Genomic DNA, 25,833 nt, shown 5'->3' on the forward strand with positions numbered 1-25,833 from the left:
GAATTCGCAAGGGGTTATCGAGCGCGGCTTCCCTTCGACAAGCCATAGAGTCTGTGCTTAAAGAGGCTACGTCCTAACACTGTTGACCACGGCTATAGTTGCACACAACGATTTTTCTTAAGTTCACATAACAGCGTTTTTCTCAAGACTACACCAAGATTTTATAGTTTTTATTGGTAAAATACTAATCGACTTGACCGATCAACCATCCACCAAAAGATTTATGGTCAACGATTACGATCGCCCATTCCACTCTTGAGCCGCATCATTCACCGCTTGATCAACGGTCTTCTTTCCTAGCATTGCCGCTTGCAGATTGAGATAAATTCCCTTCTGCAACTCCTTGACGTTTTTCATCGCCGGAATCAAAACTTCTGCACTTTTAAGCTGACTCGCACTGATGATTCTGGCTTTGTCTACAGAACTTGCATTGGCAGGAGTCGCCGTGAAATAACTGTCCTGTGATGCCTGAATAGTCGAAGGTAAAACATTGGCAGCTTTCGCAAAGGCAAACTGATTTTCATTATTAGTGACAAACAGCGCAAACTTCAGCGCGGCACCCGGCTGATCGGTGTCTTTCGGAATCACTAAATCCATCACGGCAACATTCTTTTTGCCTGTGTCGCCCGTGATCTGCGGAGCCGATGCCGAGACTTGAGCGATCGACGGTGCGTTTTTCTCGATCGTCTTCAAAAACTCTGCTCCTGATGCCAAGATTGCGGTTTGTCCTTGTTGATAGAGGTCGATCGCGTGGCGGTGCCCTTCAGTCAACACTTCTTTGGGCATCAGTCCACTTTTATACATATCCACCCAATATTGAAAAGCAGCTTTGCCCTGCGGCGTATTAAATGCTGCTTTGCCTTGACCATCGACTAGCTGCACCCCCATCTGCACAAACGATTCGAGAATCTCGCCCGAATCTTCAGGAACTACTGTCGCAAAAAACGCATATTTGCCCGTCTTGTCTTTAATTTGTTTGGCGGCTTGGGCAAGTTCTGCATAAGTGGCAGGAGGCTTGCTCACACCCGCTTGCTTCAGCAACTCAGTATTGTAAATCGCCACTCTAGTTGTCAGATACCACGGAATCCCGAAACTCTTGCCGTTGAGTGTGCTGGACTGCCAGATATTCGGTAGATATTGCTGCCGCACCTCAGCAGGAATCTTGGCATCGAGATCTAACCAGGCGTTTCGCTCTGCGAGTTGAGTCGCAAAATTGGGGTTGAGATTCACCACATCGGGCGCACTTTTTGCCGCCACCGCCGTCAGAATCTTGCGTTCCATCTCTGCCCAGGGCACATCCACCCAGCGAATTTTAACTCCTGGATTTTGCGTCTCAAAACTGGCGATCAGTTGGTTGAAATAATCGGTGTATTGCGGCTTAAGCTGCATTGTCCAGAATTCTACTTCTGGCTTGCCCGATGTCTGATTGCTGCCCGACGGCGCACCGCCACAGCTTACTAACCAACTCAGCACACATCCCAGCAGGGCAAACAGTCCAAACGTTTTCCAGGTTCTAATCTGACGCATCTTCTCTACTTCAAAGGCGATCGAGTAGCTTAGTCTACCTGATCGCAGGAGTGAGAAATCATTCCTCCCTTCAACAGAGGTGATGGTCGGCTCGATCGTCCACGATTACCCTAAACATGACTAAAGAGGGCAAGAATTATGCTCAGGACTTCACGCATTGGAACGATCGGATCGCTAACCTTAATCTCTCTATTGTCTGGAATCGGGATCAATCGAGCGATTGCTCAAGTTGGGGCAGACCAGCCTGTAAGGAATCCTGGAATCTCAGGAATCAGCAGCCCAGCGTTGCCCAGCAGCAATAGTGGAGTCACGACCAATCAACCTGTGACAAATCCAGGCGTGTCAGGGGGAAATTTTCCGAATCCGGGCTTGAGTCAACCCAACCCAACCGTTAACGGCTCTCAGCCAATAAATAATCCGGGCATATCTGGTATCAGCACCCCAAGCTTAGACAGTAACGGCTCTCAGCCAGTGAACAATCCAGGGACATCTGGTATCAGCACTCCAAGCTCGAACGGTAGCGGCTCTCAGCCAGTCACGAACCCAGGCACTTCTGGCATCAATTCTCCAAGTTTGACTCAGCCCAATCAGCCCGACACGACTCGCACGATCGTGGCTCCAAACGGGGTTCCAGATGTGATTATTCGGCAACCAAATTCACGAACGACGACCCCCAACACGCCGCCTCGCACTACGCAACCGGGAGGCACTCAAACTCCACAGCCTTCGCAAAACACACCCAGTCAGAGAGACAACGGCACCCCGACAGGATTTATCAGAACAGCAATTTCTAGCCAACTTGCGAGCAACCCCAACACCCAACGGTTAGATGCTCAACTGCTGCAAGCGACCTGTTCTCAAAATTGGCAGGGTGCGATCGCCATCGTTGATCGAGCGTTAGAAAGTGCCCCTGCAAATCAGACGTATCGATCGCAGCTTAGAACTTATCGCACTCGTCTCGAAACGCTGTCTAATGCCAGAACGGTCATTCCTAATTGGTCACAAAAATGTACGGGGGGATGAGAAAAGGAAAAGAAATAAAAGATGAAAAGTCCGTGTTGCAATTGTGACATGGACTTTGTGTATTTATGGGTGAATTTTACGGACCAGCGAATCAATTTCTCGATCGAAACGCGAGGTTTTTGAGATGAACGATCGCCAAACTTTGAGGTACGGTCTCCAAATTCTCTAGCGCGGATATCATAAACTTTATTTTTCGATCGTCACTTTCAGAAAATGCGTGTACTATTCACAAATACATTCCTGATCATGTCCCAAGGGGAGGACTTTTTAGCCGCGAATCGATTGCAGATTACACCGCATAACTAGCAGATCACACAGTTTTATCTCAGTCAAAATAATCTTTGTTGGCAAGGCGATCGCGGATGATTAGCTCAGTGAATCGATCGATCATTCTGGGTGGTCTAAACTCGTCAAACAAAAATATTCGCTGAGTCTTCGGCAAATGTCCTCGAACAAAGCCTTATAGTTTGTACCTTTGTGATCAAACGGGTCATTCTGACATAAATTGTGTACTATGCTCTTGCATTCGACCGTTTTACGGTTATTCTTTCCCCCAACCTCGGTTCTAAACTATCGCCTAGTGGGCTAACAAATCTGTGGTTAACGGTCTAAAAGGTCTCTTTTCTAAAAAGTCTAAAGGGGTTGGCATAGAGTTAGCCCCCGATCGGATCAATATTGTTCAGTTACGCAAGCAAGGTTCAGGGTTTCGACTGGCTAGCTATGTCACAGTGCCCGTGCCAGATGGCGTATTTCAAGAAGGGCAAATTATTGACCCTCCTGCTATGTCTGAGTTGATTCAAACCGCGCTGTCAGACAACAAAATTAAGGTTAAACAAGCTGCCACTGCTGTTCCAGGTGGGCGCGATACGGTCACTCGAATTATTCCTGTTCCGGCAGAGCTTGACGATCGAGAACTGCGGGAGATGGTGTTAAACCAGGAAGCCGGATTATATCTGCCTTTCCCTCGTGAAGAAGCCGACGTTGACTATCAAAAACTCGGTCTATTTATTGACGAAGATGGCATCGAAAAAGTCCAGGTTTTGCTGGTAGCAACCCGCAAAGAAATTACAGACACCTATATTAATACCTTTCAACAAGCTGGTCTTCAGGTTGACGTATTAGAGATTAGCAGCTTTTCTCTGATTCGCACGATTCGCGAACAGTTGAGACAATTTGCCCCTCAAGAAGCCGTGGCGTTGGTCGATATCGAGTTTGAAAGCACCGAGATTTCGATCACGGTCGATGGGGTGCCGCAATTTTCGCGCACGGTGCCGATCGGCAGTTTTCAGATTCAAAGTGCTTTATCTCGTGCGATGAATTTGCCCCCGTCTCGCAGCATCGATCTGCTGCAAGGGATGACGATTCCCGCAAACCCGATGGATACGATGGGCAGTCCACGCATGAGTCCGGGCACCAATCCAGGAACGGCAGCGATGCTCAGAGTCTTGGGTGAGCTATCGGATGAACTGCGCCGATCGATTGATTTTTATCTCAATCAAGGCGAAAACCTGGAAGTCGCGCAACTGCTGCTGGCGGGTCCGGGTGCCTCGATTGGGCAGCTAGACGAGTTCTTGACGCAACGCTTGAGTTTGCCCTGCAATGCGGTCGATCCGGTGGCGGCACTGTCGATCGAGACCCCTCAAGAGATTCCGTTATCGGCTCGACCAGGGTTAGGGGTCGTGTTGGGGTTAGGACTGCGGGAGGCATGGTGAAATGTATAGCTTAGATATTAATTTTCTCAACGATCGACCAGAGTATAAGCCGGATGCCGCTCGACGAGGCGGACGCAAGACTCCTACATTTGCAGGAGACGATCGTCGCCCTCTCTATTGGGGCTTGGCGGCTGGAGTCTTTTTTCCGGTTGCCCTCTTAGCGCTGTGGGGCTTTCTGCAAGTCAGAAACACCGACCTGGCGCAACAGCAAGCTGATTTAGACAATCAACTCGGCAACCTTGAACTTCAGAAGAAAGATCTGGCATCGGTTAACGACCAAATCAAGCAAGGCACTGACGAAACTCAGGCACTGGCAACGGTTTTTAACCAGATTAAACCCTGGTCAGCAATGGTACAGGATATTCGCGATCGCTTGCCGCCCAACGTGCAGATCTTGGGCATCACGCAGGTTGACCCTGCCAAAACGCCAGCCGCAGCGCCATCACCTGGTCAAGTCCCTGCCCCCGTGTCGGGCACAGTGCTGATCGAAGGCGTGGCAAACTCGTTTAGCGATGTCAATGACTTTCTGTTGACGTTGCAGCAGTCTAATTTCTTGCAGAGCGTTCAAACTAAGCTCGTCAGCGCAGAACTCACAGAGGCTCAGACGTTGCAGAGTTTAGATGTTGCTGGCTCTAAGTCGGGTGGCTCAAGCGCCAACTATGAGACTCCTAAGCTTCCGCCGCGGGTGAAGTTTTCTCTGCAAACTGCGTTGAGCGACGTGCCCGCCTCTGAGCTAATTAGAGAACTCGATCGTAAAGGAGCCGTTGGACTTGTGACTCGCATTGAAGCCCTCAAAGAAAAGGGAGTGATTAAACCATGACGGCAGGTGGAGATTTCATTCCTCAAGACTCAGATTTTGATCCCGGTCCCAACTATCCGGTGATCTTTGGCATTACGCTCACGCCTGTGATCTCAGGGATTTTACTGGCAGCCGCCGGACTTGTGAGCGCTGGCTTGCTCTGGAACTACGTTGTCAGCCCAACCTGGGAGGCTTATCAATCGCTAGATGCCAAAGTTAAAGAGAAAAGCGAACAGCTTAAAGATCAGGCATTGATTAAACAGCAGATTCAAGACGCAAAAACAAAACTTACGCAGGTGAATCAGCAGCGTGAGCAGGTTTTGGCATTGTTTGCAACCGAAAAGACATTAAATACGTTATTGCTAGACATCAACCAATTGATCGACAAAAATAACACGAATGGAACGGCAGCAACCAAAGCAAAGCTAAACAGTTGCCCATCTTGGGTACGCGATCAATACTCCGATCTTGTCACCTCTCAAAAGTTTGAGGACAAAGTGGGACCTCTAGTTGCAACCGCCAAACTGAGAAAATTCACGCCCGATGTTAAAGGGACTCAGGTGATTACAGATGGTTCGTTAGGTCCCGCGATCAACAACAAGCTCAAACAGCAAACGATCGACGTGCAGTTTCAAGGCAACTTTAACCAAACCCAATCGATTTTTAGAACGATTGAGCGACTTCAACCCTTGCTGTTGCTCAAAAATCTCAAAATTGAAGTGGGTGACAAAAACCGTGCTTTGGCTCCGGGGGGGCTATATGAGGTTGCACCGGGAGGCGTGGTTCGCTTTTTGACCAACTGCCAGCCCGATAGCAGAATTACAACTTCCTTCCAGATGGAAGCATTGATGCCTTTGACTGCGGCGGATAAGAAGGCATTGGTGCCGACTCCTAGCCCGACGGCTTCACCTAAGTAGCGACGACAGACCGTCCGATTTGCGTTTTAACCACATCGTTTTTAAGTTGAGAGAGGAGTGAACCAGTGAAGGATTTTTATGGAATCGGTGGAGTGACCGCCGCCGCGATCGTGCTGGTAGCAGGTCAGGCAGCCAGTGCAGCCCCAACGCAAGTCACCAATATTCGCTTAAATCCGAGTCAATCGGGGGTCGATGTGGTGTTAGAAACGCAGGCGGGTGAACGCGCTCCGCAGGTGTTTAACGTCAATCGGGGCAATACCTGGACGGCATATATCTTCAACACGCAACTGCGCGGCAATCAGCCTTATCAGCAAAACAATCCGGCACCCGGCATCGCGTCGATCGCGGTGACTCCGGTCGGTGGCAATGGCATTCAGGTCACGGTTGTGGGTCAGGGAAATGTCGCTCCAACTGGGCAAATTGCCAGCCGCAACGCTCAAGGCGTGGTTTTGAGCGTCAGTGGCACTGGGGGAGCAGGCGGAGCGCCTGTTGCTCAAGCTCCGGCGGCATCTGTCGCTCAAGCGCCTGCTTCATCATCGCCTCCACCCCCGATCGGAGTGCCTATTACGCCACTGGTGCCAAACCCAACCATTACAACGACTCCGCCTTCGGTGCCGATCTCTCCAGTCCCGCCCTTTTTGCCTAGAGCGGTCGCCCCCCCGGTTGGAGATATCACCATTGCCCCGATCGATGTGTCGCCATCTGCGATCGACTTAGGGTCTGCCGAACGGATTCCTCGTTTGGTGTTGCGCGATGCTCCGGTTCGAGAGGTGTTGTCGCTTCTCGCCAGAGCTGCTGGACTCAATTTAGCCTACAGCGAGTCTCCGAGCGGACAAACGGGCGCAGCCGCAGGAGCGACTCGATCGGGTGGTCCAACAATCTCGCTCGACATCGAAAATGAGTCAGTGCAGGATGTCTTTAACTACGTGCTGCGGCTGGCTTGCGTCCCAGTGACGGGCGGCGCACAAGGCGGCGGCAGTCAGTGCGGCAGTTTAGAGGCCACGCGCTCTGGACGCACCATTTTCGTCGGCACTAGATTACCCAATGCGGCACGCGGCGCAGTGGCTCGGAGCCTGCGCTTGAATCAAATTTCTGTCACCAGTGCTGTTAACTTCTTGGTGGGTTTGGGAGCCGAAAGCGCGGTGACGAGAGAGCGGCAAGTTAGAACCGTAGTCGCTCAGTCGGCATCGCAGCTAGAGGGCGCTCAAACCGCACCAGCACAGCCAGCCACAACCGAGACGACGACAGAAACCAGAGTCGAGGTTCAGCGCGCCACGTTTCAAGACTCTACGCCTTATCTGCGCGGGATGCAGGTGTCAGGCGATGAGCGCACCAACTCGATCACGCTGATCGGTACGGCTAGACAAATTGAACTGGCAACCAGCCAACTCATTCAGCTTGATTCAAGACGACGGATGGTGGCGGTCAATGTCAAAGTGATTGACGTGAACCTGCTGGCGCTGCGTCGATTTGGGACAACGTTTTCGTTTGGGGTTGGCAACTCGCAGATTATCAATCAGGGTGGCATCGCGGTGCTTAACTTTGGTCGAAACACGCCTGGATCGAGCACGGCACAATCGGACGCTAGCAACAATACAACAGGTACGGTTGCCAGCCTGGTCAATGGATCGCCCGTTAATTTTGTCCGTAACTTTTTTGCTCAACTACAGGCATCGGTCGTGAGCGGCAACGCTAAGATTCTGACCGATCCAACGCTGGTAGTTCAAGAAGGACAAACCGCGACCGTTAACCTGACCCAAGAAGTGATTACAAACTTCGTACAGAATGTGACGAGTTCGGGGGCTGGCTCGGTGGCAACCGTCACGGTAACGGCTGAGAAGAAATCGGCGGGATTGATTCTGCCTGTGAAGGTCGATCGCATTGATGACAACGGCTTCATTTCTTTGTCGGTCGCTCCGTCGATCTCTCAGCCTGAGAGCACTCAATCTGTCAACATTGGCGGTGCAAATAATATCATCACGCTGCTGTCTGAGCGGAAGCTAGAGTCAGGTCAAATTCGACTTCGTGATGGTCAGACGTTGGTGCTTTCGGGGATCATTCAAGAGCAGGATCGCACAACCGTGACGAAGGTTCCAATTTTGGGAGACATTCCTATTTTGGGTGCTTTGTTCCGTCGCACTGAGCGTAACAATCAGCGCCGAGAAGTGATCGTGCTGCTGAGTCCGCAGATTATTGATGACTCCGATCGTTCCACTTTTGGCTATGGCTACGTGCCCGGACCTGAAGTTCGGCAAATGATCCAAAATCCAGGCAGTCGTTAACCTCTAGATGGGCGACTTAGTTCGCAATCAAAGCTAATCTAATAGCCAGGATTCAGATATTCTCTGGGTTCTGGCTATTTTATTAATGGATGAAATCCATCATTCGCTTACTCATCACCATGAAATTTCCCTCCTGGCTCCCCCGGTTTCGTCATGAAGTCTGGATTCTGGCATTTGGGCGGCTGCTCTCACAAGTTGGCACCGGATTCACGCTGTTTTACGCCCCTATTTTCTTTGTTAATCAGGTGGGATTATCGGCGACTGCGGTTGGGCTTGGGCTTGGCAGTGCTGCAATTTCGGGTGTGGTCGGGCGTGCCCTTGGCGGCACCTTTGCCGATTCAAAATTTTGGGGACGCAGACGGACGCTGTTGCTGTCGGCAGTGGTGTCTGCGATCGCGTCGTTCAGCCTAGCAAATGCCTATGATTTTCCAACTTTTGTCAGTGGCAATTTGCTGATGGGATTAGGAATGGGGTTGTATTGGCCTGCAACCGAAGCCGTTGTCGCAGACTTAACTACGCCGATTCAGCGCAACGAGGCGTATTCGATCACGCGGTTATCAGATGCGTTGGGCTTAGGAGTCGGAGTCGTGTTAGGCGGCTTGCTGATTAGCTTAACGGGAGCCTATCGATCGCTCTTCATCATTGACGGAATTTCATTTTTAGTATTCTTTGGTGTGATCTACGTCGCAATCGCGGAGACCAATCGATTTGTCGAAAGACCGCGTGGAGAAGGATGGACGATCGCGCTTACTGACAAACGCCTGTTAGTGTACGCGCTTGTAAACACAATGTTTACGACTTACATTGTGCAAATCGATAGCACGATGCCTCTCTATTTCAGCAACTTCCTCAAACTAGACAATACGAATCGGGGCTTTCCTCCCGCTCTCATTAGCGCTCTATTTACTGGATATTTAACGCTGTCAGTGATTTTTCAGTTGCCGATCGCCCGTGCCCTAAATCGATTCAGTCGTCCTAAAGTGCTGATGCTGTCAGCGTCACTCTGGGCGATCGGGTTCGCGTTCATTGGCGTGACTGGAATCGTATCTCAGGGGCATCTCGTCTGGGCAATCTTAGGCATGGGCGTTTTGTCACTCGCAACCGTGACCTATATGCCTGCGGCATCGTCGCTAGTCGTCGATTTAGCACCCGAATCGCTGCGAGGAACTTATCTCGCGATCAATTCACAGTGTTGGGCAGCCGGATATTTTATCGGTCCTCCGTTGGGCGGGTGGGCACTCGATCAATCTGCCACGATCGCCCATAGTTTCTGGTTATTTCTCTCTTTGAGTGTTGTGGTCGCGATCGGGATTCTAAGATGGCTCGATCGCATTATGAAAACAGAAAAATGACTCGTCTAAATTGCGTCTACGCTGCTAGAACGCGTACACTTTAGGACAAACCCATTCTTTTCAATGCCGGGTTCTCAAGCACGATCGCTATGTTCAAAAGCCGTCTTCTTCTCAGTTTGGTTGCCTTTGCGGTCAGCGTTGGCATCAGTTTTTTGACGGGCAGAGACATTGGCAGGGCATTGCTGACAGGATTGGTCACGTTTTTTGCTAGCTTGGTTGGCGTTGCCGTTGCAGAACGCCGCTACTACTACTTGTTTGAGCAACGAGCCGCTGAATTGATGGCACACATTCGCAGCTTGCAGCACAGGCGATCGGAAGCTTATGAAGCGCTGATTGCCCTGAGTGAAGAACACGATCGCTTAGCTCAAAACCTGGATGCTGAACCCCTTCAAACTGTTGAGAAACCCAACGCAGCCGTCAGTTGGAATCTCGCAAATCCGTCTGCTCCCGTCCAAACACCGAGTGGTCAAGCTCATCTGCGTCAACCCAAACCGCAAGCGCTAGAGCATCAGGAAGCCGAGCTTCAGGAATCTTTGTCTTCAACCCTTGCAGCCAAACAGCGTGCGGAGCTAAATTTAACCACGACTCAAGCAGAACTCAATCAAATCAAAGCGCAGATTTTAGAACAGAAAAACACACGAGAAACGATCGGTCAAGAGATTACAACGCTGACTCATCAAAAACAGCGCATCGAAGCCGATTTAGCAACGCTGCAGCCGCAGATAAACGAGCTAGAACGCTATAGATCGGAACTCGATCAATTCCTGCTCGCAGCCGAACCCAAACGCCAGCAGGTTGAGACAGGTTCTAAATCTCTGCAAGCTGCGATCGGGCAACTCCAGCTTCAAATTTCCTCTTTGCATGAAGAACTCGGTCAACTAGAAACTCAAATTCTCGATCGCCGCCAGCAAAAAGAAGACCTCGATCGAGACGTTGCCGCATTAAAAGAAGCGTTGGTAAAAGATGTCACAAATAAAGGGTCGATCATTCCCGTTAATCAGCGATCGATTAAGACGGCGATTAAATCGGCTTCTCCAGATCTCCCGATCGAGTGGACACAATTTTTCACTCAGTTATCTGCCTCAGAACTCGCGGCACTGGGAGCGATCGCTAAGCAAAAAAACTTGATGCGACCCTTAAAAAAATTGCTGAGGACACGCTCACTATGCCCGAACTGTTAATCGACTCTATTAACGAACGCGCTCTGGATACGATCGGTGACATGATTCTAGAACCTGGCTCAGGCAACACTCCCACAATGATTGCTGAAGAATATCGCCCGATCGTTCAAAAACTCCTCCAATAACTTCTGCATCTCTGATCGAACTAAATGCACTATTTCTCCTTCCGATGAGTATTATAAAGAGCCTCTTTACCCTTTCTGAAATCGCCTGATTTAGGGCTGTTTCTCCTACCAGAAATAGCATCGCCCCTACGCATTCATTACATAAAAATTATGGTTCAGTCAACGTCTCCTATTCTTTACGTTAATCCTACAAGCGGCAGTGACAGCGCGGCAGGCAGCCAGTCTGCGCCCTTTAAGACGATCGCTCGTGCCTTACAACAAGTTAGATCTGGAACGACGATTCAGCTTGCTTCTGGCACCTACAGCACCGCAAGCGGCGAAACGTTTCCGCTCTTTATTCCTTCAGGGGTAACGGTGCTTGGCAATGAATCCAATAAAGGCAACGGCATTCAAATCACAGGCGGCGGCACCTATGCCAGCCCTACGTTTGCCAATCAGATGGCGACGTTTCGGCTAGACAACAATGCCCAACTGCGGGGAGTCACCGTCACTAACCCCGAAATACGCGGCACAGGAGTGTGGATTGAATCGACCGCACCCACGATCGCCAACTGCACCTTTGTAAACTGCAAACGAGAAGGCGTGTTCGCTACAGGCACCGCCAATCCGGTCGTCAACGACAGTGTGTTCTTTCAAAACGCTGCGAATGGCATCTCGATCGTCCGCGACACCAAAGGCGAATTTCGTCGCAACGTCTACCAAAACACTGGATTTGGACTGGCGATCGGAGATAATGCCGCTCCTCTAATCACCGATAGCCGCATCTTTGAGAATCGCTCAGGCATTGTGTTATCAAAAGCGGCTCGTCCCGTTTTGCGCGGCAACACCGTCGAACGCAACACAGAAAGCGGGTTAATTTCGTTAGAACGATCGGTTCCTAATTTAGGCAGCAGCCAAGATCCGGGGGGCAATATTTTCCGCGATAATGGCGAATTTGACTTTCAGAATGCGACGAGTCCGCCGATTACGATCGCGTCGGCTGGCAACCAGTTAACTCCAACAAAAGTGCAGGGTCCGATCGAGTTCCTCGTCAGCGAAGTGCCGACTCCCGCTCCGACCCCAAGCCCAACTCCCGCGCCGATTCCCGTTCCGACTCCGATTCCAACTCCAAGTCCTACGCCAAATCCGATTCCCGTTCCGACTCCGATTCCAGCCCCAACTCCAACTCCTCTTCCCATTCCCGTTCCGACCCCAAGCCCGACACCCACACCGACTCCTGCGCCAAGTAGTTTAAGTGATGTTCGCGGACACTGGGCAGAAACCTTTATTCAAGGGTTAATCAGTCGAAATCTCATTAGTGGCTTCCCTGACGGCACCTATAAGCCAGAAGCCCCGATCACTCGTGCTCAATATGCGTCGATCGTCGCGAAAGCCTACGATTTGCCGCTCAAACAATCGGCTACCAATTTCTCAGACGTGCCGCAAAATTTCTGGGCACTCGATTCAATCACCAAATCTAACCGGATGGGTTTTATTGCAGGCTTCCCCGATGGCACCTTCCGCCCTGGTCAAAATCTGACTCGTGTGCAAGCGCTCGTGTCACTCGTCAACGGGCTAGGACTCACAGGCGGAACTCCTAGCGTGATTGGCGTTTATAGCGATCGGGCTGAGATTCCCAGTTATGCCACCGATTTAGTCGCGACTGCCACCCAAAAACGCATCGTCGTCAACCATCCCAATCTGGCGCAACTGCGACCTTCAATGGATATCACCCGCGCCGAAGTTGCCGCACTGGTCTATCAATCCTTAGTGGCGACCAATCGCGCACCTGCGATCGCGTCTGCTTTCATCGTCGATCCAGATGTCTCAATCGCGATCTTTCCCGATGTCAGTCAGCACTGGGCAAAAGATTTTGTGCTGGGGTTAGCCAGTCAGAATTTTATTAAAGGATTTGCCGACGGCAGTTTCCAGCCCGATGCCCCGATGACTCGTGCTCAATATGCCGCGATCGTGGCTAAAGCGTTTAACCCGGCTCCTAAGCGCGATGCGTTCAAATTCCCAGATGTGGCGGCTGACTTCTGGGCGAAGCCGATGATCGATCAGGCATATCGGGCTGGCTTCATTTCCGGTTTCCCGGACGGTACTTTTAAGCCCAATCAAAACGTCACGAGACTTCAGTTAGTGCTGTCACTCGCCAGTGGGTTTAGCCTGCCGCCCGGAGACGTGAGTGTTTTGAATCTGTATGACGATCGCAGTGCGATTCCGCAAAATGTGCTCGATCGGGTTGCCGCCGCGACTCAAGAACGCATCATCGTCAACTACCCCAACGTGCGCCAGTTTAGCCCTAATCGCGATGCCACCAGAGCTGAGGTGTCTGCAATGGTCTATCAAACTCTGGCACGAGACGGCAGAGTCGCCTCGCTGAACTCTCCATATATCGCCAACGCCTAGTTAAAGAGATGAGGGATGAGAATCAAAATCTCGCTTTCATCCCTTATCCGTTCCTATGGGAGAATACTAATTAACCCAATTACAACCTTGACATTATTACTATGGCTCAAATGCAATTTTTTAGGGGCGTTGATGAAGATGTCACGCCTGATGTCCGGCTGACTCGTTCTAAAGATGGCACCAGTGGAACGGCTAACTTTTATTTTGAAAAGCCTAGTGCGTTGGGCAATGATGTCACCCAAGATGTCACCGGGTTATACATGATCGACGAGGAGGGCGAAATCATTACTCGTGAGGTCAACGCCAAATTTATTAACGGCAAGCCAGCAGCGCTAGAAGCCCTCTATGTGATGAAATCTGTAGAAGAATGGGACCGCTTTATGCGTTTCATGGAACGCTACGCCGAGCGTAATGGATTAGGCTTTTCTAAGTCGTCATAATGACCCATCACCCTCACCCCGATGCTCCCGGTATGACGGTTTCTTGTGCTGTCATCACCGTGAGCGACACTCGCACTCGCGACACCGATCGCAGTGGTCAACTCATTCAACAGCTTTTATCAGAGACGGGACACACGATCGGGTTCTATACGCTCGTCAAAGATGAGCCAGACCAGATCCGATCGCAGATGCAGACTTTAAGCGATCGATCGGATCTTGATGCCCTAATCTTCAACGGCGGAACGGGCATTGCTCCTAGAGACACAACCTACGATGCGATCGAGGGTCTGCTAGAAAAAACTCTGCCGGGATTTGGGGAGATTTTTCGGACACTCAGTTATGCAGAGATTGGATCACGGGCGATCGCATCGAGAGCGATCGCCGGAGTCTATCGCGGCAAACTCATTTTCTCAGTTCCCGGTTCTTCAAATGCCGTCAAACTTGTCCTAGAAACGCTGATTCTCCCAGAACTTGTGCATCTCGTGAGTCAGCTACGCGGAAGTTAGGCTCTAGCAATCTAAACGGCTTGAATCCATTCCTTCACGTCATATTCTGTCCAAATCTGGTTTTGCCAGTAGGGATCAGATTCAACAATCTGACGCACCGTTGATTCGTCGGGTGCATCATAGATCGCGAAGACTTTTGTGACATCTTTGGTCGGACCGATCGTCACCAGCACTCCCATTTCTTTCTGTTTCGCCAGCCCATCTAAATGCGCCTGACGATAAGGAGTCCGTTTCTCTAAAACATCCTCACAGTAGCTGCCCCACATCACATATTTAGGCACCGCTCAACCTCCAAAATTCATTTGTGGATTGAAGGATTAGCTTCTCAAATCCACCCGAAACTTCTCGACGAGCGCCTCTCGCACCTGTTGTTGAACGGGAGAAATTTCTTCATCGGTGAGCGTGCGATCGTCCGCCCGATACACCAACCGAAATGCCAAGCTGCGCTGACCTTCGGGCACGCGATCGCCCCGATATTCATCAAACAATTCGACTGACTCTAGCAATTTGCCCCCGGTTTTAGTCATCAGTCTCTCCAGTTCAGCCACGGCAACATTTGTCGCGACATAAAACGCCAGATCACGATCGGACGGTGGATAAGTCGAGTAAGACTTGAACGTTGGAATCAAGATCTCTTCCTGTTCGAGTTGCGCGATCGCCACATTCAAATCGAGTTCAAACACATAGACTTCATCGGGCAAATCTCGCTCTTGCCTGAGTTGCGGATGCAGTTGCCCAAAGGTGCCGAGGCGATTACCCTGACTCCAAAGCGAAGCCGTCCGTCCGGGATGAAGTCGTGGGTCGCGCAAATCGGGCTGATATTCGATCGTCAACCCGACTCGCCTAAATGCCGCATCTAAGACACCTTTTGCCTCAAACCATGAGAGAGGCTGATCTCGCCCACTTCGCACCCATTTTCCCTGAGTCGGGTCGCCGCCCATGATTCCAGCAATGAATTCTGCTTCGGTCAATCCATCTTCGTCTCGCGAGAAGACATGACCAAACTCAAAGCCGTTCAGCGCCCCATTCCCCTGCTCTAAGTTGAACTGAAACGCATCGATTAAGCCCGAAATCAAATCCGTCCGCAGGGCAGAATATTCAGTAAACAGGGGATTTGCGAGAATCACTTGCCGATCAGAATCCGGTTTGCCCAGCGAATAGTGAATCAACTCCGTTAACCCTGCGGCTCGCAGTGACTCGCGAAGTTTGCGGGTGATGGCTTGCTCGATCGACAGATATCCCGGCTCTGTCTTCTCAGGCAGCGTGTCGCAAAACTTGTTGTAGCCATAGATTCGAGCGATCTCTTCAATCAGATCGATTTCCCGCTCTAAATCTCGATCGCGATAAAACGGAACCGTCACTGCCCAAACATCGGGTTTGATGACTGCAAGCTGACAGCCCAGAGCCGTCAGAGTTCGCTCGACTTCTTTGGCGGGCAGTTCGCCGATGTCGTCGCCTAGCTCGACCATTCCTAACACTTGGTTGACTCGCTCTAAGCGCAGTTCAATTGTTCTCGCCGTCGCCTGACTAGGGCGAGAATCGGCTTTTTCTTGAGCGACGATCGTGCCGCCTGCCAATTCAACAATCAGCTTTAAAGCTCGGCGACAAGCGGTCTCTAGTTCTGCAAAATTAACGCCCCGCTCATAGCGAGCAGATGCCTCAGTTCGCAAACCCTGAGAGCGCGCAGACCGACGAATCGCAGCCGTGTCAAAGAGAGCCGCTTCGAGCAGCAGATTTTGGGTGCCTTCATACACCTCGGTTTCGGCTCCGCCCATCACACCTGCAAGTGCCACAGGTTTGTCATTTGCAGTGATTAAGAGCGTTTGCTCCTGAAGAGATTTGGTTTGTCCGTCTAACGTCTTGAGTGACTCGCTAGCACTAGCAAACCGAACTCCGATCGTCAACGCATCGCTTCCCGCGACGGTGACGAGACGATCGCGGTCAAAGGCGTGGAGCGGCTGCCCCCACTCCAGCAAAATATAGTTGGTGACATCCACCACATTGCTGATCGGACGAATGCCCGCAGATTGAAGACGCTGCTGTAGCCACAGAGGAGACGGAGCGATTTTTACCCCCGCGATCGCGGTGCCAATATACGTTGGGCAAGCCTGAGACTCTGAGACTTTTACCGCTAAACTGCCACTTCTAGAGGTTTGGATGGTCGGCTCGTCTGCCTCCGGTAATCTCAGCGTCGCGCCTGTCAATGCCACGACTTCACGCGCCACGCCTACCATACTTAAGGCATCTGCCCGATTTGCTGTTGAGGTCAGATCGAGAATTACGTCATCCAATCCTAATAAAGGACGCGCATCACTTCCTGGCTTTAGCGCTCCCACGACTGACTCATCAAAAATATGGATGCCGTCCGATTCTTTGGTCAACCCCACCTCAGACAGTGAGCAAATCATTCCTTCTGATGGAACGCCCCGCAGCTTTGCAGGTTTGATCTTTAAGTCGATTTTGGGCAAATAGGTTCCCAACGTCGCCACCGGGACATAGATGCCCGATCGCACATTTGCCGCACCGCAGACAATATTAGACGGTGTGTCACCGCCGATATCCACTTTGCAGACGCTCAGGCGATCGGCGTTTGGGTGAGGGTCATGCTCTAACACCTTGCCTACCACAACCCCATCCGCCCAAGTGCGTCGGTCTTCAATATCTTCTACCTCAAACCCCGCCATCGTCAGCATCTCAGCCAACGCTTCCGGGGGCATTGAAAGGTCTACTAGTTCCTGCAACCAGTTCAGAGAAATACGCATTGAGCTTGCTTTTGATCTACGCCAATTTGAATCATTCTACCGCTCTCATGCGAAGGATTGGACAAAGAGGGGGTCTGACTCATCCCCCAAACTCTTCGCTCCGTAGTTAAAGTTGAATAAAGTTTGCTTTTTGCTACTAATCAACACCGTAGTTTGGCTGAAACTTGTTTTTAAAGTTTCGATTTAGATCTCACAAAGTTGCGGAAGTTGCCTTCAGTTGCGGTATTGAGTAGTAGGAGGTAGATATTACCTTCATCTCACTGTCGAATAACAACGCTGTAATGTCAGCATCTGCGTCCTAAACAAGCATGATTCACACAGTCTACGATTCTAGAAGCTGCTTGATCGAAGTTAGATTCATTCAGCCAGTTTTGCCCTCGGTCAACTCACTCAATTTTGGGACATATCTGCTACGATCGCTCATCTCCCATAAAAGCTTTCTTTGATCGAAAGTAAAGTTAGCGCTACTGTTGTTTGTAAACCCTTGCTACGTGGGTATTCTATATAACTAGGGACATCTAATGAATGAGGGTCGCTAAACTTATGGGCAAAGACTTTAAGTGGAGATCCAACAACTTTAGACACTCTTTAGTAAGAGGTCTCACCCAATAGACACTGACCGATCGAGTCTATGCCCAGATAATTAGGGCAGGGTAGCAATATCCCAGTACTCACAATCAACGCGGGTAATGCTGAATGAGCTACTGCTTAAGTCCAGTCTGTCCACATCCTGAAAACCTTATCCACACTGAATCGTGTCAGGCTTGTGGGTCAAAGCTGCTGTTGAGCGATCGCTTTCGGATTCTGCACGCCCTTGGACAGGGAGGCTTTGGCGCAACCTTTCTAGCCCGCAATGAGTCTTTGCCCGGTCAGCCCAACTGTGTGATTAAGCAACTCCGCCCCACTGCCACCGCTCCTCATATTTTGCAGATGGCGCGAGATTTGTTTGAGCGAGAAGCAGGCACGCTGGGAAGAATTGGCAACCATCCTCAAATTCCTCAGTTGCTAGACTACTTTGAGGCAAATCAAGAATTCTATCTGGTTCAAGAATATATTAGTGGGGCAACGCTTCAACAAGAAGTCAAGCGAGAAGGCACCTTTGGCGAATTAAAAGTCAAGCGTTTCCTCAGCGAACTCTTGCCTATTCTGCAATACGTCCACAGCCACCAAGTCATTCACCGCGACATTAAGCCTGCAAACTTAATTCGGCGCTCTCATGACTGCAAGCTAGTGCTAATCGATTTTGGAGCGGTCAAAAACCAGGTAAACGCTGTCAACGCCAGCCTTTCAGAGCAAACCGCGCTGACTTCTTACGCGATCGGCACTCCTGGCTTTGCTCCCCCTGAACAGATGGCGATGCGTCCTGTCTATGCCAGCGACCTTTACGCGCTAGGGGTCACCTGCATCTATCTGCTGATCGGGAAATCTCCCAAAGACTTAGACTATGACCCTGCCACGGGAGAACTCGTTTGGCAAAAGCAAGTTCAGGTGAGCGACCACTTTGCCAAAGTGCTCAGAAAAATGCTGGAAGTCTCAGTTCGCCACCGCTACCAGTCGGCAAACGAGATTTTGCGAGACTTAGACATGGAGCCATATCTAGAAAGCTTGGCAAGCGGCATGACCCAAGTCTCAAACAAGCCAAACAGTTCAGGGCACAAGCGAGGCGACCCCTCAATCCTAGATTCTCAAGACACCCCCTCTGCTTCTCCTACTGCTCGTGCTGCGATGTCGATTAGAGCGCGTCAAACTCGCCCTGAATCGACTAGTCTTCAATCGGGCTTGACTCGCAGTCGCGTCATGGCAGCCAAACCGTCTGTTTCGGGGGTTAAAAGCCGCGACTCTGCGGGGCGCACCGGAAGCTCTGGAGGGCAGTCAAATAGCTCGCCTAAGTTAGATGCTCAAGGACTACAGAGCTACTACAGTAAAGGAAAGCGCGATTTTGCCTCTTATGAACTGAAGGAGTTGAGTCTGCCAAAAGTCGATTTGTCGAATGCTGTTTTTCATCAGGCAAACTTTCATAAAACTAACCTTCACGGAGCCAACCTAATCAGCGCCAACTTTGGACGCGCCAATCTCAGCCGCACCAATCTACGGGATGCCAACTTGACCAAAGCCTACCTCAGTAACGCTGACCTAGAAGGAGCAGACTTGCGCGGAGCCGATTTGAGTGGGGCTTATCTACTGAATGCAAATTTACGCGGCGCTAACCTCTGTGGCGCTAATCTCACGGGTGCAAAACTGAGTCCTGAGCAATTGGCAGTGGCGCGAACCAATTGGATGACCATCAGACCTACGGGTAAACGCGGAATCTGGTAGCCTATTCCACAGATTGAACTTTTTTCAGAAGTCCGAAGATGCCCTCATCCCCCAACCCCTTCCCCACGCTTGGGAGAAGGGGAGCTAGATTTCAAAGTCCCTCTCCCAGGCTTGGGAGAGGGATTTAGGGTGAGGGCAAGGACTTTTGCAAGAGGTCTATTCAAATCGTTGCTCTCGGCAAGAACAAAAAGGACTCGATCGTTCACCCCGATCGAGTCCTTTTGTTTTCAATCACCTAGCTTACTAGCTAATGCGACCTCTCACAGAAGACGGAGACAGATCAGACCAAGATTGCTTCACCAAGTCAGCATCTGCCTGAACGCTACCGAGATAGTTGCCCGCTGGCAGCGATGGGAAGCGCTTATAAGGCACTACATCTTCGCCAAAATAACGAACATACTCAGCGCTGTCCACCATTGCCTCAACTGCCGCCTTTAGACCGTTATCTGCCAACAGCTTGTTATATTGGCGAATCTCAGCCTGAGTTGCCGGAGCGCGACCCAACAGATGACGGAATAAGAACTCAATCACCTTCGTGTTGGGATAGGGCGTGTAGAAGCGACGACGATAGATTTCCGAGCTTGCTAGCGTCTTGACGAACTCGCGAACCGAGATTTCGCCATTACGAACCTTGCTCTCTAAGTCCGATCGCCGGAACCCAGCAGGAGTCTGACCACTAAACACGTCCATTACCTGAACGTAGACCGCGTTCAGCACCAACTCGGTTTCACCCTGACCCATGCCGGGGTTCATGCGGAAGATCCGAGCAGGTTTGCGGCGGGTTGTACCCACTCCCACTTCGACCGATTGACCGCTGCCATTTGAGAACGATCGACCCAGTTCGATAAAGAGAGGCTGGCTCTTATCCATCTGAAGCGCTTGGGCAGCTTGATCGGCGATCGCTTTGCTCGTCAACGGCAGTTTGCTGGCATCCATGCGAGATTTCACGGGTGCGAAGCTAGGATTCTCAACTTTGTTGTCCTGCTTGGTCAGCTTGTTATGGAGCGTCTGGCTGTTGGGGAAGTTTGCCGCCGGGAGGGTCAAGAATCGGTTGTAAGGAACCGTGTCCTCTCCAAACGCTTGAGCATATTCCATGCTGTTGACCATTGCCCCAACGAATGCCTTGATTCCCTGAGTTGCCAAAATCTGGTTATATTTGCGGATTTCAGCTTGGTCAAGCGGGGCACGACCTAAGAAGTGCTTGGTGCCTAACTCAATCACTTTCGTGTTGGGATAGGGCGCGTAGAACTCTTTGAGGTACAGGCTCGAAATTCCTAACCCTTCGATGAACTCTTTGAGGTTGATTTCGCCGTTGCCAAGTTTGCTCTCCAGTTCGGTGAACTCGTTTTTGACCACGTAGGGAGTGATATCACGTTCAAAGATTTGACGATAAGCCGCCCCTGCAATCACTTTGAGGTTCGCTTTGTCTGACAAGCTCGTGAGCTTGAAGACCTTGGTTTGCTCGCGTTTCTTGCTGACTCCTTGATTGATGCGGAACTGTACATTGGGTTCTGTCCGCATTTCCTCAACGGCACCGAGTTCGACAAAGCGGGGGGTTTCTTCGAGAACGACTTTAGGCATTCCCTTATCGGCGATCGAACCCACGCGGCTTGTTCGCAGCGATAGACCTGCGGGAGTCAGATAGCGCTCATAGGGAACGGTATCTTCGCCAAAGGTTTCGCTATATTCAGGGGTGTCTAAAATCGCATCGACGACCGCATAGAATCCTTTCTTAGAGGCGAGATCGAAGTATTTGTTGGTTTCCTGACGACCGTAGGTGGGGCGACCCAGCAAACGACGGTGGATATACTCGATCGACTTCATCACATAGAGTGAAGTCCAATAAAGGCTGCGGAATAGGTTGGACTTGGCAAGGCGACGCACAAACTCCCGAATCGTGATCTCACCATTCTCTAGCTTGATTTCGTCAAACTTTAGGCGCTGACCGTCATATACGTCACGTCCAAAGACCTGTAGATAAGTAGCCCGGATAACCGCTTGCGTAGAGCTTTCTGAAAACTTGACGCTGACCCCTTTGTTGCTGACCGATCGCTTGCCGTAAGTGTTTGAGAACCCTGGCAACTGATCCAGTTTAAAGATCTTGGGACCGAGCGTACCGGGGGCTATCCCTCTTGCACCAGGATTGCTGAGTTGGTTGTTGATGCCCGCTCCGCGATTGATCAGAATTCGGCGAGTGTCTTTGCCGAAAGGTGCAGGACGGCTGCTGGGGTTGCGCGTCTCTTTGGGGAAGATAGCACCAAATTGGATTTCTAACGGATCGTTGCCAGAGCCATAAACGTGCTGGTCGGGCAATGGCTGGTCATAGGAGGCAAACGTCGTAATGAACTGAGGCACCTTCCGAAACGGTGCGCTGTAGTTAAACAGATCTTGTTGGGGTCCCCAGTTGCGACATTCTTGTGCTTCTTGACCCAAGCCGCGCAAATAAGGAACGGTTTCTTCGCCGAAGTAGTCAGAATACTCATCTGAATCCACTAGAGCATCCACCAGGGCAGGCAAACCGCCGCTAGAGACGATCGAGAAGTATTTCTGCACTTCCTCTCGACTACTTGGACCGCGACCCAAGATGTGACGGAACGCTAACTCAAGCGCACGGCTGTTAATGTAGGGGTCAAAGAAGTTTTTGCGATAAAGCGGAGACTTTGCTAACCGACGAACAAACTCCTTCATGGAGATTTCGCCGTTTTTGGCTTTAGATTCTAGGTCAGAGATAGACAGCGAGTAAGCACGGGTGATGTCGCGCTCAAACACCTGACGATAAGCAGCTTTAATGATCTCATTCTTCTCAGACGAAGACAGCCCTGTCTTCATGGAATATTTAGGACGACGCTCAGATGCATTGAAGTAGATCTGAGGAAGCTCTAAACCTTGCAGATCAGTAGAGGAACGCTGACGCACCTTAGTTGAAGGGGTCGGTGCTTTAAACTCTGTGATCAAGACATCGAAGTATTGAGACACGATCTCAAGTGCCTCGGCATCATTGCGGAAGTAGTTGGAGGCGGCAACCTTCATTTCTAAAAGCGCCACGATCGTCGCTTCACCCGAACAGGCATTCTCAATGATCTCGCGCAGACCTCGAACGTTGACCGAGATGATGTTGGGGTCTCCCGCCACGATCGCGTAGGTGATGTAACGCAAGAACCAGCTCAAGTCCCGCAGCGATTTCGCCATGTTGCTTGGACCGTAGCGAGAGACGTTGATGGGTCGGAAATTTGCAGGAATCGCATTGTTTCCGGGGGTCAAAAAGAAGGCGCGGATTCCATCCAAGAAGCCGCCACCGCTGCCACTCACATAGGTTGCTGTGCCTAGCTTCATGGCTTCTGGGGTGTCTACCACCGTGCCAGCCATGCTCATGACAGGCGCTTCCGCAGGCTTTTCTAAGAACGCCATTGGCGAACCGCCTACAAAAATGCGATTTGCCGCACGAGACACAATTAGCTCTGAGTTGCGGGTCAACAACTCAGCAATTTCTAGGCGTTTGGCACCCGAACTGAAATAGCGAACCAGCTCGTCTAGCTCACCTCGACCGGGAAATCGATCTTGCTGTTCAGCTTGCGAAATAGTCGCAACGGGGACTGTTTGGTATAGTTGCGGGCGTGCAACCGAGCTTCCACCACTTGCCTTAACACTCATTGGATTTCTAAAGCTCCCATTTAACGGATCGTTACTGTGTTAAATCTGACCAGAGTGTCACCTGTCACCGTCAATCAGCCTCGTTACTCACTAGAACATAGATTCTAGCGAAGTAATGAACCACATGAATACAACGACTATCCAGGGTCAACCACGCTTACTTTTAGATTAAAACGTTTCGGGTTCAAACACTGAATTATTAAAAAGTGTGTAGAACCCATTTGTCAGGTCTGTTAGTCATCATAAAAGTAAGAGGGAATTTATCTGAAAGGAGACATAAGTTTTGTAACAAAACATTAGAATTTGGAGTTATGAGTCAGTCTCTCATTTATCTCTCATAAAAGTTGGTTTTGAGCGGTGGTTTTGCGGGAATGCTGCTGACAGCAACCGTTGACACAGAGATATTGCCGACCTCTGAAGCCGAACAACTCCGTCAACTCATACAGGCAAAAGACTTTATATCTTCAAACATCGTCTCTGCCAGTTCTCAACCCGATCGCTTGCATTACAAAATCATTGCTGAAGATGACGATCGACATTACACGGTTCGAGTGAGTGAGTCGGTTATCTGCAAGCAGCTAGGCTGGCTTACCGAGATAGCTCGAAGTCAATGATGAACTATTTACTTTTAAAACTCCCCAGGCAAGATTCGAACTTGCGACCAATCGATTAACAGTCGATCGCTCTACCACTGAGCTACTGAGGAACGTTACTCATTGCGAATCCAATAATAGCGATAAACGTAATCTTTTGACAAGCTTTTTACAGGATTATTTCTGATCTTTGCCAAATCGCAGGCGGGCTAACCGTTCTTGAGCGATCGGGTCGAGAGAATTAAACAAAAACCGACCCGACGATTTTTTAGTGTCTTTCTGCTTGCGCTGAACTCGGCGTGCTGCAAACTCAACGTCATTTGCCAGTTGTTGAGCTGACATCCACTCTGCTCCATAGCCGATAACGGTTAACTGCTGTGCTCGATCGGAGGTTGCCACAATCAACCGCTGATGAAATTTGCGAAGGTCATGACGAAAATCAGCACACGATCGCTCAATAAACGTGTCTGCGGTCTGCCCAAAATCGGTGTAGTGAACTGACAAATTTGGAGTGACTACTTCGCGATTAGCGAGGCTATCGCGATATTGAGCGTCAAAGACAACCTGAGTATCAAACCCCTGAAAGGCACTGTAGCCTGTTAGCGCATCAATCAACTGACGGCGTGCTTCCTCAAGTCCTTCACAGTCGCGCGCCTGTTTTAAGTCATGCCAAGCTCCGACTATGTTATAGCCGTCCACCAACAGCACAGCTTGCGGCACAGAACGGGACATGAATCAGACTATAGATGAACATCGGCGGCTTCTCACTCTTTAATATTGGCACCTCCGATCGAAGTTTGCATACAAAAATTCGCACAACATAAAGACAAATCAAAAATTCGTCCTGGCAGTCGTGCAAATAGTCAAGCTTAATCCAAAGATTCTTCAGATTGCATTAAGCGCTGTCTCAGCCGCTGCGGATCTCCTTGATCAACGACTTGCCCCTTTTCTAGCAAAAAGGCACCATCACAATAGTCCAACTCATCTAGGCGGTGAGTCACCCACAGGGCAGTCAGCCCCCGACTTTTAACCAGTTTTTGAACTTGAGCAACCAGATCTAACTGACTATCTGGGTCAAGTAGAGCAGTCGGCTCATCTAAAAGCAAAACCTCGCAGTGACGGGCAACGGCTCCAGCGATCGCGACTCGCTGCTTTTGCCCTCCGCTCAACGCGTAAATCGGTCGTCGTTGCAGCGCTAATAAATTGACGGCGGCTAACGATTCTTCTACTCGCTGGCGCACTTGTGGAATTGACAGCCCTTCTTGAACCAGCCCAAACGCGACATCTGCGCCAACCGTAGGCATTACGAGCTGATGATCAGGATTTTGAAACACAAACCCGATCGGCGGCGCAATTTGAATTTCTCCTGAATCAGGCTTCAGCAGTCCCGCTAGTAGCCTTAATAAAGTAGATTTACCACTGCCATTCGTGCCTAAAAGCATCCAAAACTCTCCTTTAGGCACCTCTAAAGAGCAAGACTCTAAAACTGTCTTACCTTTAGACCAGCTAAAGCAGAGGTCGTGGATGTTAATGGCAGCAGTAGATCCAGAAGTCATGGAGGCAACTACTCAGCCATTGAAAAGAAACCAGGCGCTCTGCCAGATGCAGATGCACTTGATTTCTCATAGATCTGCACTGCGGCAAGACCATCACTGAGAAGCGCAAGTTTTTTATCCGTTTGACGATCGCACGTCAGTTCTAAAACTTGGCTACCACCCGATCGCATTGCTTGCACAATCTCCTGATAGGTGGCTTCTGCATCTTCTGCCGACTTGCGCTGCACAGAAAGGGGAACAGGGGTAGTCTTCAACGTCAATTCAATAATGAACATATTTAGAGAGTGCTTTACTGAGAACCAGACTCTAGTATCGCAAATATCCGTCTCGACGGGTGATTCCGACTCCATCACTAACCGCTATGTCTATTGAAATTCAAAGTGAAGTTCAGCTTTATAACGAAAAGTAAACAAATTCTAAGTTTTATGTAGAAGAGGCTAGAACTTTTAGAGAACATGCCCCTATAATTAGTGACATAGTAAAGAAAAGTAAACTCCCCCTAAATTGACGTATCAAGCCGATTCGCCTAGAAGAAGCTGTCGTTGATAGGCTGAATGCCTTAATCTTTTGTCCTCATAATCTTTGGAGATTTGCGTCATGACTATTGCAGTTGGACGCGCTCAACCCACGAGAGGCGTATTTGACGCTCTCGATGACTGGTTGAAACGCGATCGCTTCGTCTTTATCGGCTGGTCTGGGC

At 50.3% G+C, this 25,833-nt stretch carries 20 protein-coding genes and 1 tRNA gene; 13 read left to right on the forward strand and 8 right to left on the reverse strand.

Features of this window, described 5'->3' with window-relative positions; translation table 11 throughout:
- Positions 1-234: 234 nt before the first annotated feature.
- The gene (locus tag A8707_RS21575) at positions 235-1,527 is read right to left on the reverse strand and encodes an ABC transporter substrate-binding protein (protein ID WP_068819255.1); all 1,293 of its coding nucleotides are present in this window, start codon (positions 1,525-1,527) and stop codon (positions 235-237) included.
- 138 nt (positions 1,528-1,665) lie between these two features.
- On the opposite strand from A8707_RS21575, the gene A8707_RS21580 reads away from it, so the two are divergent.
- From A8707_RS21580 to A8707_RS21625, 11 genes are all read left to right on the forward strand, one after another.
- Positions 1,666-2,550, forward strand: coding sequence for a hypothetical protein (locus A8707_RS21580; RefSeq protein WP_068819256.1), 885 nt, complete (start codon positions 1,666-1,668; stop codon positions 2,548-2,550).
- Between the two features lie 596 nt (positions 2,551-3,146).
- Entirely contained in the window at positions 3,147-4,262 is a 1,116-nt protein-coding gene (pilM, locus tag A8707_RS21585) for a type IV pilus assembly protein PilM (protein WP_068819257.1), read from the forward strand.
- A 1-nt stretch (position 4,263) separates the two neighbouring features.
- Positions 4,264-5,082 (forward strand): PilN domain-containing protein, encoded by an 819-nt coding sequence (locus A8707_RS21590; RefSeq protein WP_068819258.1) that lies wholly within the window; start codon positions 4,264-4,266, stop codon positions 5,080-5,082.
- Complete coding sequence (locus A8707_RS21595; protein ID WP_068819259.1) at positions 5,079-5,978, forward strand: hypothetical protein; 900 nt, start codon at positions 5,079-5,081, stop codon at positions 5,976-5,978. The genes A8707_RS21590 and A8707_RS21595 overlap by 4 nt, the downstream gene beginning before the upstream one ends.
- 65 nt (positions 5,979-6,043) lie before the next feature.
- Positions 6,044-8,260: a type IV pilus secretin family protein gene (locus A8707_RS21600; RefSeq protein ID WP_068819260.1), complete on the forward strand. Its 2,217-nt coding sequence runs from the start codon at positions 6,044-6,046 to the stop codon at positions 8,258-8,260.
- A gap of 119 nt (positions 8,261-8,379) precedes the next feature.
- Positions 8,380-9,612, forward strand: coding sequence for an MFS transporter (locus A8707_RS21605; RefSeq protein ID WP_068819273.1), 1,233 nt, complete (start codon positions 8,380-8,382; stop codon positions 9,610-9,612).
- A gap of 89 nt (positions 9,613-9,701) precedes the next feature.
- Complete coding sequence (locus A8707_RS21610; RefSeq protein WP_068819261.1) at positions 9,702-10,793, forward strand: hypothetical protein; 1,092 nt, start codon at positions 9,702-9,704, stop codon at positions 10,791-10,793.
- A complete protein-coding gene (locus A8707_RS27140; RefSeq protein ID WP_082906453.1) occupies positions 10,778-10,918 on the forward strand; it encodes a tellurite resistance TerB C-terminal domain-containing protein in 141 nt (46 codons plus the stop codon). Before A8707_RS21610 ends, A8707_RS27140 begins: the two co-directional genes overlap by 16 nt.
- Positions 10,919-11,068: 150 nt before the next feature.
- A complete protein-coding gene (locus tag A8707_RS21615; RefSeq protein ID WP_068819262.1) occupies positions 11,069-13,309 on the forward strand; it encodes an S-layer homology domain-containing protein in 2,241 nt (746 codons plus the stop codon).
- Positions 13,310-13,410: 101 nt separating this feature from the next.
- On the forward strand, positions 13,411-13,749 hold the full coding sequence (psb28, locus tag A8707_RS21620) for a photosystem II reaction center protein Psb28 (RefSeq protein WP_068819263.1): 339 nt from the start codon (positions 13,411-13,413) through the stop codon (positions 13,747-13,749).
- Positions 13,749-14,255 (forward strand): MogA/MoaB family molybdenum cofactor biosynthesis protein, encoded by a 507-nt coding sequence (locus A8707_RS21625; RefSeq protein ID WP_068819264.1) that lies wholly within the window; start codon positions 13,749-13,751, stop codon positions 14,253-14,255. The genes psb28 and A8707_RS21625 overlap by 1 nt, the downstream gene beginning before the upstream one ends.
- A gap of 11 nt (positions 14,256-14,266) precedes the next feature.
- On the opposite strand, the gene A8707_RS21630 is transcribed toward A8707_RS21625, so the two are convergent.
- Both A8707_RS21630 and pheT read right to left on the reverse strand, forming a co-directional pair.
- On the reverse strand, positions 14,267-14,536 hold the full coding sequence (locus A8707_RS21630; RefSeq protein WP_074382554.1) for a YciI family protein: 270 nt from the start codon (positions 14,534-14,536) through the stop codon (positions 14,267-14,269).
- Between the two features lie 36 nt (positions 14,537-14,572).
- A complete protein-coding gene (gene pheT, locus A8707_RS21635) occupies positions 14,573-17,017 on the reverse strand; it encodes a phenylalanine--tRNA ligase subunit beta (RefSeq protein ID WP_068819266.1) in 2,445 nt (814 codons plus the stop codon).
- Positions 17,018-17,713: 696 nt separating this feature from the next.
- On the opposite strand from pheT, the gene A8707_RS21640 reads away from it, so the two are divergent.
- Positions 17,714-19,333, forward strand: coding sequence for a serine/threonine-protein kinase (locus tag A8707_RS21640; protein WP_068819267.1), 1,620 nt, complete (start codon positions 17,714-17,716; stop codon positions 19,331-19,333).
- Between the two features lie 243 nt (positions 19,334-19,576).
- Here the strand turns inward: A8707_RS21640 and A8707_RS21645 are convergent, their stop codons facing one another.
- On the reverse strand, positions 19,577-22,984 hold the full coding sequence (locus A8707_RS21645; protein ID WP_068819268.1) for a phycobilisome rod-core linker polypeptide: 3,408 nt from the start codon (positions 22,982-22,984) through the stop codon (positions 19,577-19,579).
- Positions 22,985-23,334: 350 nt separating this feature from the next.
- On the opposite strand from A8707_RS21645, the gene A8707_RS21650 reads away from it, so the two are divergent.
- The gene (locus A8707_RS21650; protein ID WP_156518812.1) at positions 23,335-23,598 is read left to right on the forward strand and encodes a protealysin inhibitor emfourin; all 264 of its coding nucleotides are present in this window, start codon (positions 23,335-23,337) and stop codon (positions 23,596-23,598) included.
- Positions 23,599-23,618: 20 nt separating this feature from the next.
- Here A8707_RS21650 and A8707_RS21655 read toward each other — a convergent pair.
- From A8707_RS21655 to A8707_RS21670, 4 genes are all read right to left on the reverse strand, one after another.
- Positions 23,619-23,690, reverse strand: a tRNA-Asn gene (locus A8707_RS21655).
- A gap of 64 nt (positions 23,691-23,754) precedes the next feature.
- Positions 23,755-24,309: an NYN domain-containing protein gene (locus A8707_RS21660; RefSeq protein ID WP_068819270.1), complete on the reverse strand. Its 555-nt coding sequence runs from the start codon at positions 24,307-24,309 to the stop codon at positions 23,755-23,757.
- 137 nt (positions 24,310-24,446) lie between these two features.
- Positions 24,447-25,133 carry an energy-coupling factor ABC transporter ATP-binding protein gene (locus A8707_RS21665; RefSeq protein WP_068819271.1) on the reverse strand — a complete coding sequence of 229 codons (687 nt, stop codon included), beginning with the start codon at positions 25,131-25,133 and terminating at the stop codon, positions 24,447-24,449.
- A gap of 8 nt (positions 25,134-25,141) precedes the next feature.
- On the reverse strand, positions 25,142-25,408 hold the full coding sequence (locus A8707_RS21670) for a hypothetical protein (protein ID WP_068819272.1): 267 nt from the start codon (positions 25,406-25,408) through the stop codon (positions 25,142-25,144).
- Positions 25,409-25,833 lie beyond the last annotated feature (425 nt).

Origin of the sequence: Phormidesmis priestleyi BC1401, assembly GCF_001650195.1 — a bacterium.
GTDB classification, from domain to species: Bacteria; Cyanobacteriota; Cyanobacteriia; order Leptolyngbyales; family Leptolyngbyaceae; genus Phormidesmis_A; species Phormidesmis_A priestleyi_B.

What these genes read in the sequence shown, in the direction of transcription:
- A8707_RS21575 (WP_068819255.1), bottom strand. Translation starts at nt 1,527, where the DNA reads ATGCGTCAGATTAGAACCTGGAAAACGTTTGGACTGTTTGCCCTGCTG.
- A8707_RS21580 (WP_068819256.1), top strand. Translation starts at nt 1,666, where the DNA reads ATGCTCAGGACTTCACGCATTGGAACGATCGGATCGCTAACCTTAATC.
- A8707_RS21590 (WP_068819258.1), top strand. Translation starts at nt 4,264, where the DNA reads ATGTATAGCTTAGATATTAATTTTCTCAACGATCGACCAGAGTATAAG.
- A8707_RS21595 (WP_068819259.1), top strand. Translation starts at nt 5,079, where the DNA reads ATGACGGCAGGTGGAGATTTCATTCCTCAAGACTCAGATTTTGATCCC.
- A8707_RS21605 (WP_068819273.1), top strand. Translation starts at nt 8,380, where the DNA reads ATGAAATTTCCCTCCTGGCTCCCCCGGTTTCGTCATGAAGTCTGGATT.
- A8707_RS21610 (WP_068819261.1), top strand. Translation starts at nt 9,702, where the DNA reads ATGTTCAAAAGCCGTCTTCTTCTCAGTTTGGTTGCCTTTGCGGTCAGC.
- A8707_RS27140 (WP_082906453.1), top strand. Translation starts at nt 10,778, where the DNA reads ATGCCCGAACTGTTAATCGACTCTATTAACGAACGCGCTCTGGATACG.
- A8707_RS21615 (WP_068819262.1), top strand. Translation starts at nt 11,069, where the DNA reads ATGGTTCAGTCAACGTCTCCTATTCTTTACGTTAATCCTACAAGCGGC.
- psb28 (WP_068819263.1), top strand. Translation starts at nt 13,411, where the DNA reads ATGGCTCAAATGCAATTTTTTAGGGGCGTTGATGAAGATGTCACGCCT.
- A8707_RS21625 (WP_068819264.1), top strand. Translation starts at nt 13,749, where the DNA reads ATGACCCATCACCCTCACCCCGATGCTCCCGGTATGACGGTTTCTTGT.
- pheT (WP_068819266.1), bottom strand. Translation starts at nt 17,017, where the DNA reads ATGCGTATTTCTCTGAACTGGTTGCAGGAACTAGTAGACCTTTCAATG.
- A8707_RS21640 (WP_068819267.1), top strand. Translation starts at nt 17,714, where the DNA reads ATGAGCTACTGCTTAAGTCCAGTCTGTCCACATCCTGAAAACCTTATC.
- A8707_RS21645 (WP_068819268.1), bottom strand. Translation starts at nt 22,984, where the DNA reads ATGAGTGTTAAGGCAAGTGGTGGAAGCTCGGTTGCACGCCCGCAACTA.
- A8707_RS21660 (WP_068819270.1), bottom strand. Translation starts at nt 24,309, where the DNA reads ATGTCCCGTTCTGTGCCGCAAGCTGTGCTGTTGGTGGACGGCTATAAC.
- A8707_RS21665 (WP_068819271.1), bottom strand. Translation starts at nt 25,133, where the DNA reads ATGACTTCTGGATCTACTGCTGCCATTAACATCCACGACCTCTGCTTT.
- A8707_RS21670 (WP_068819272.1), bottom strand. Translation starts at nt 25,408, where the DNA reads ATGTTCATTATTGAATTGACGTTGAAGACTACCCCTGTTCCCCTTTCT.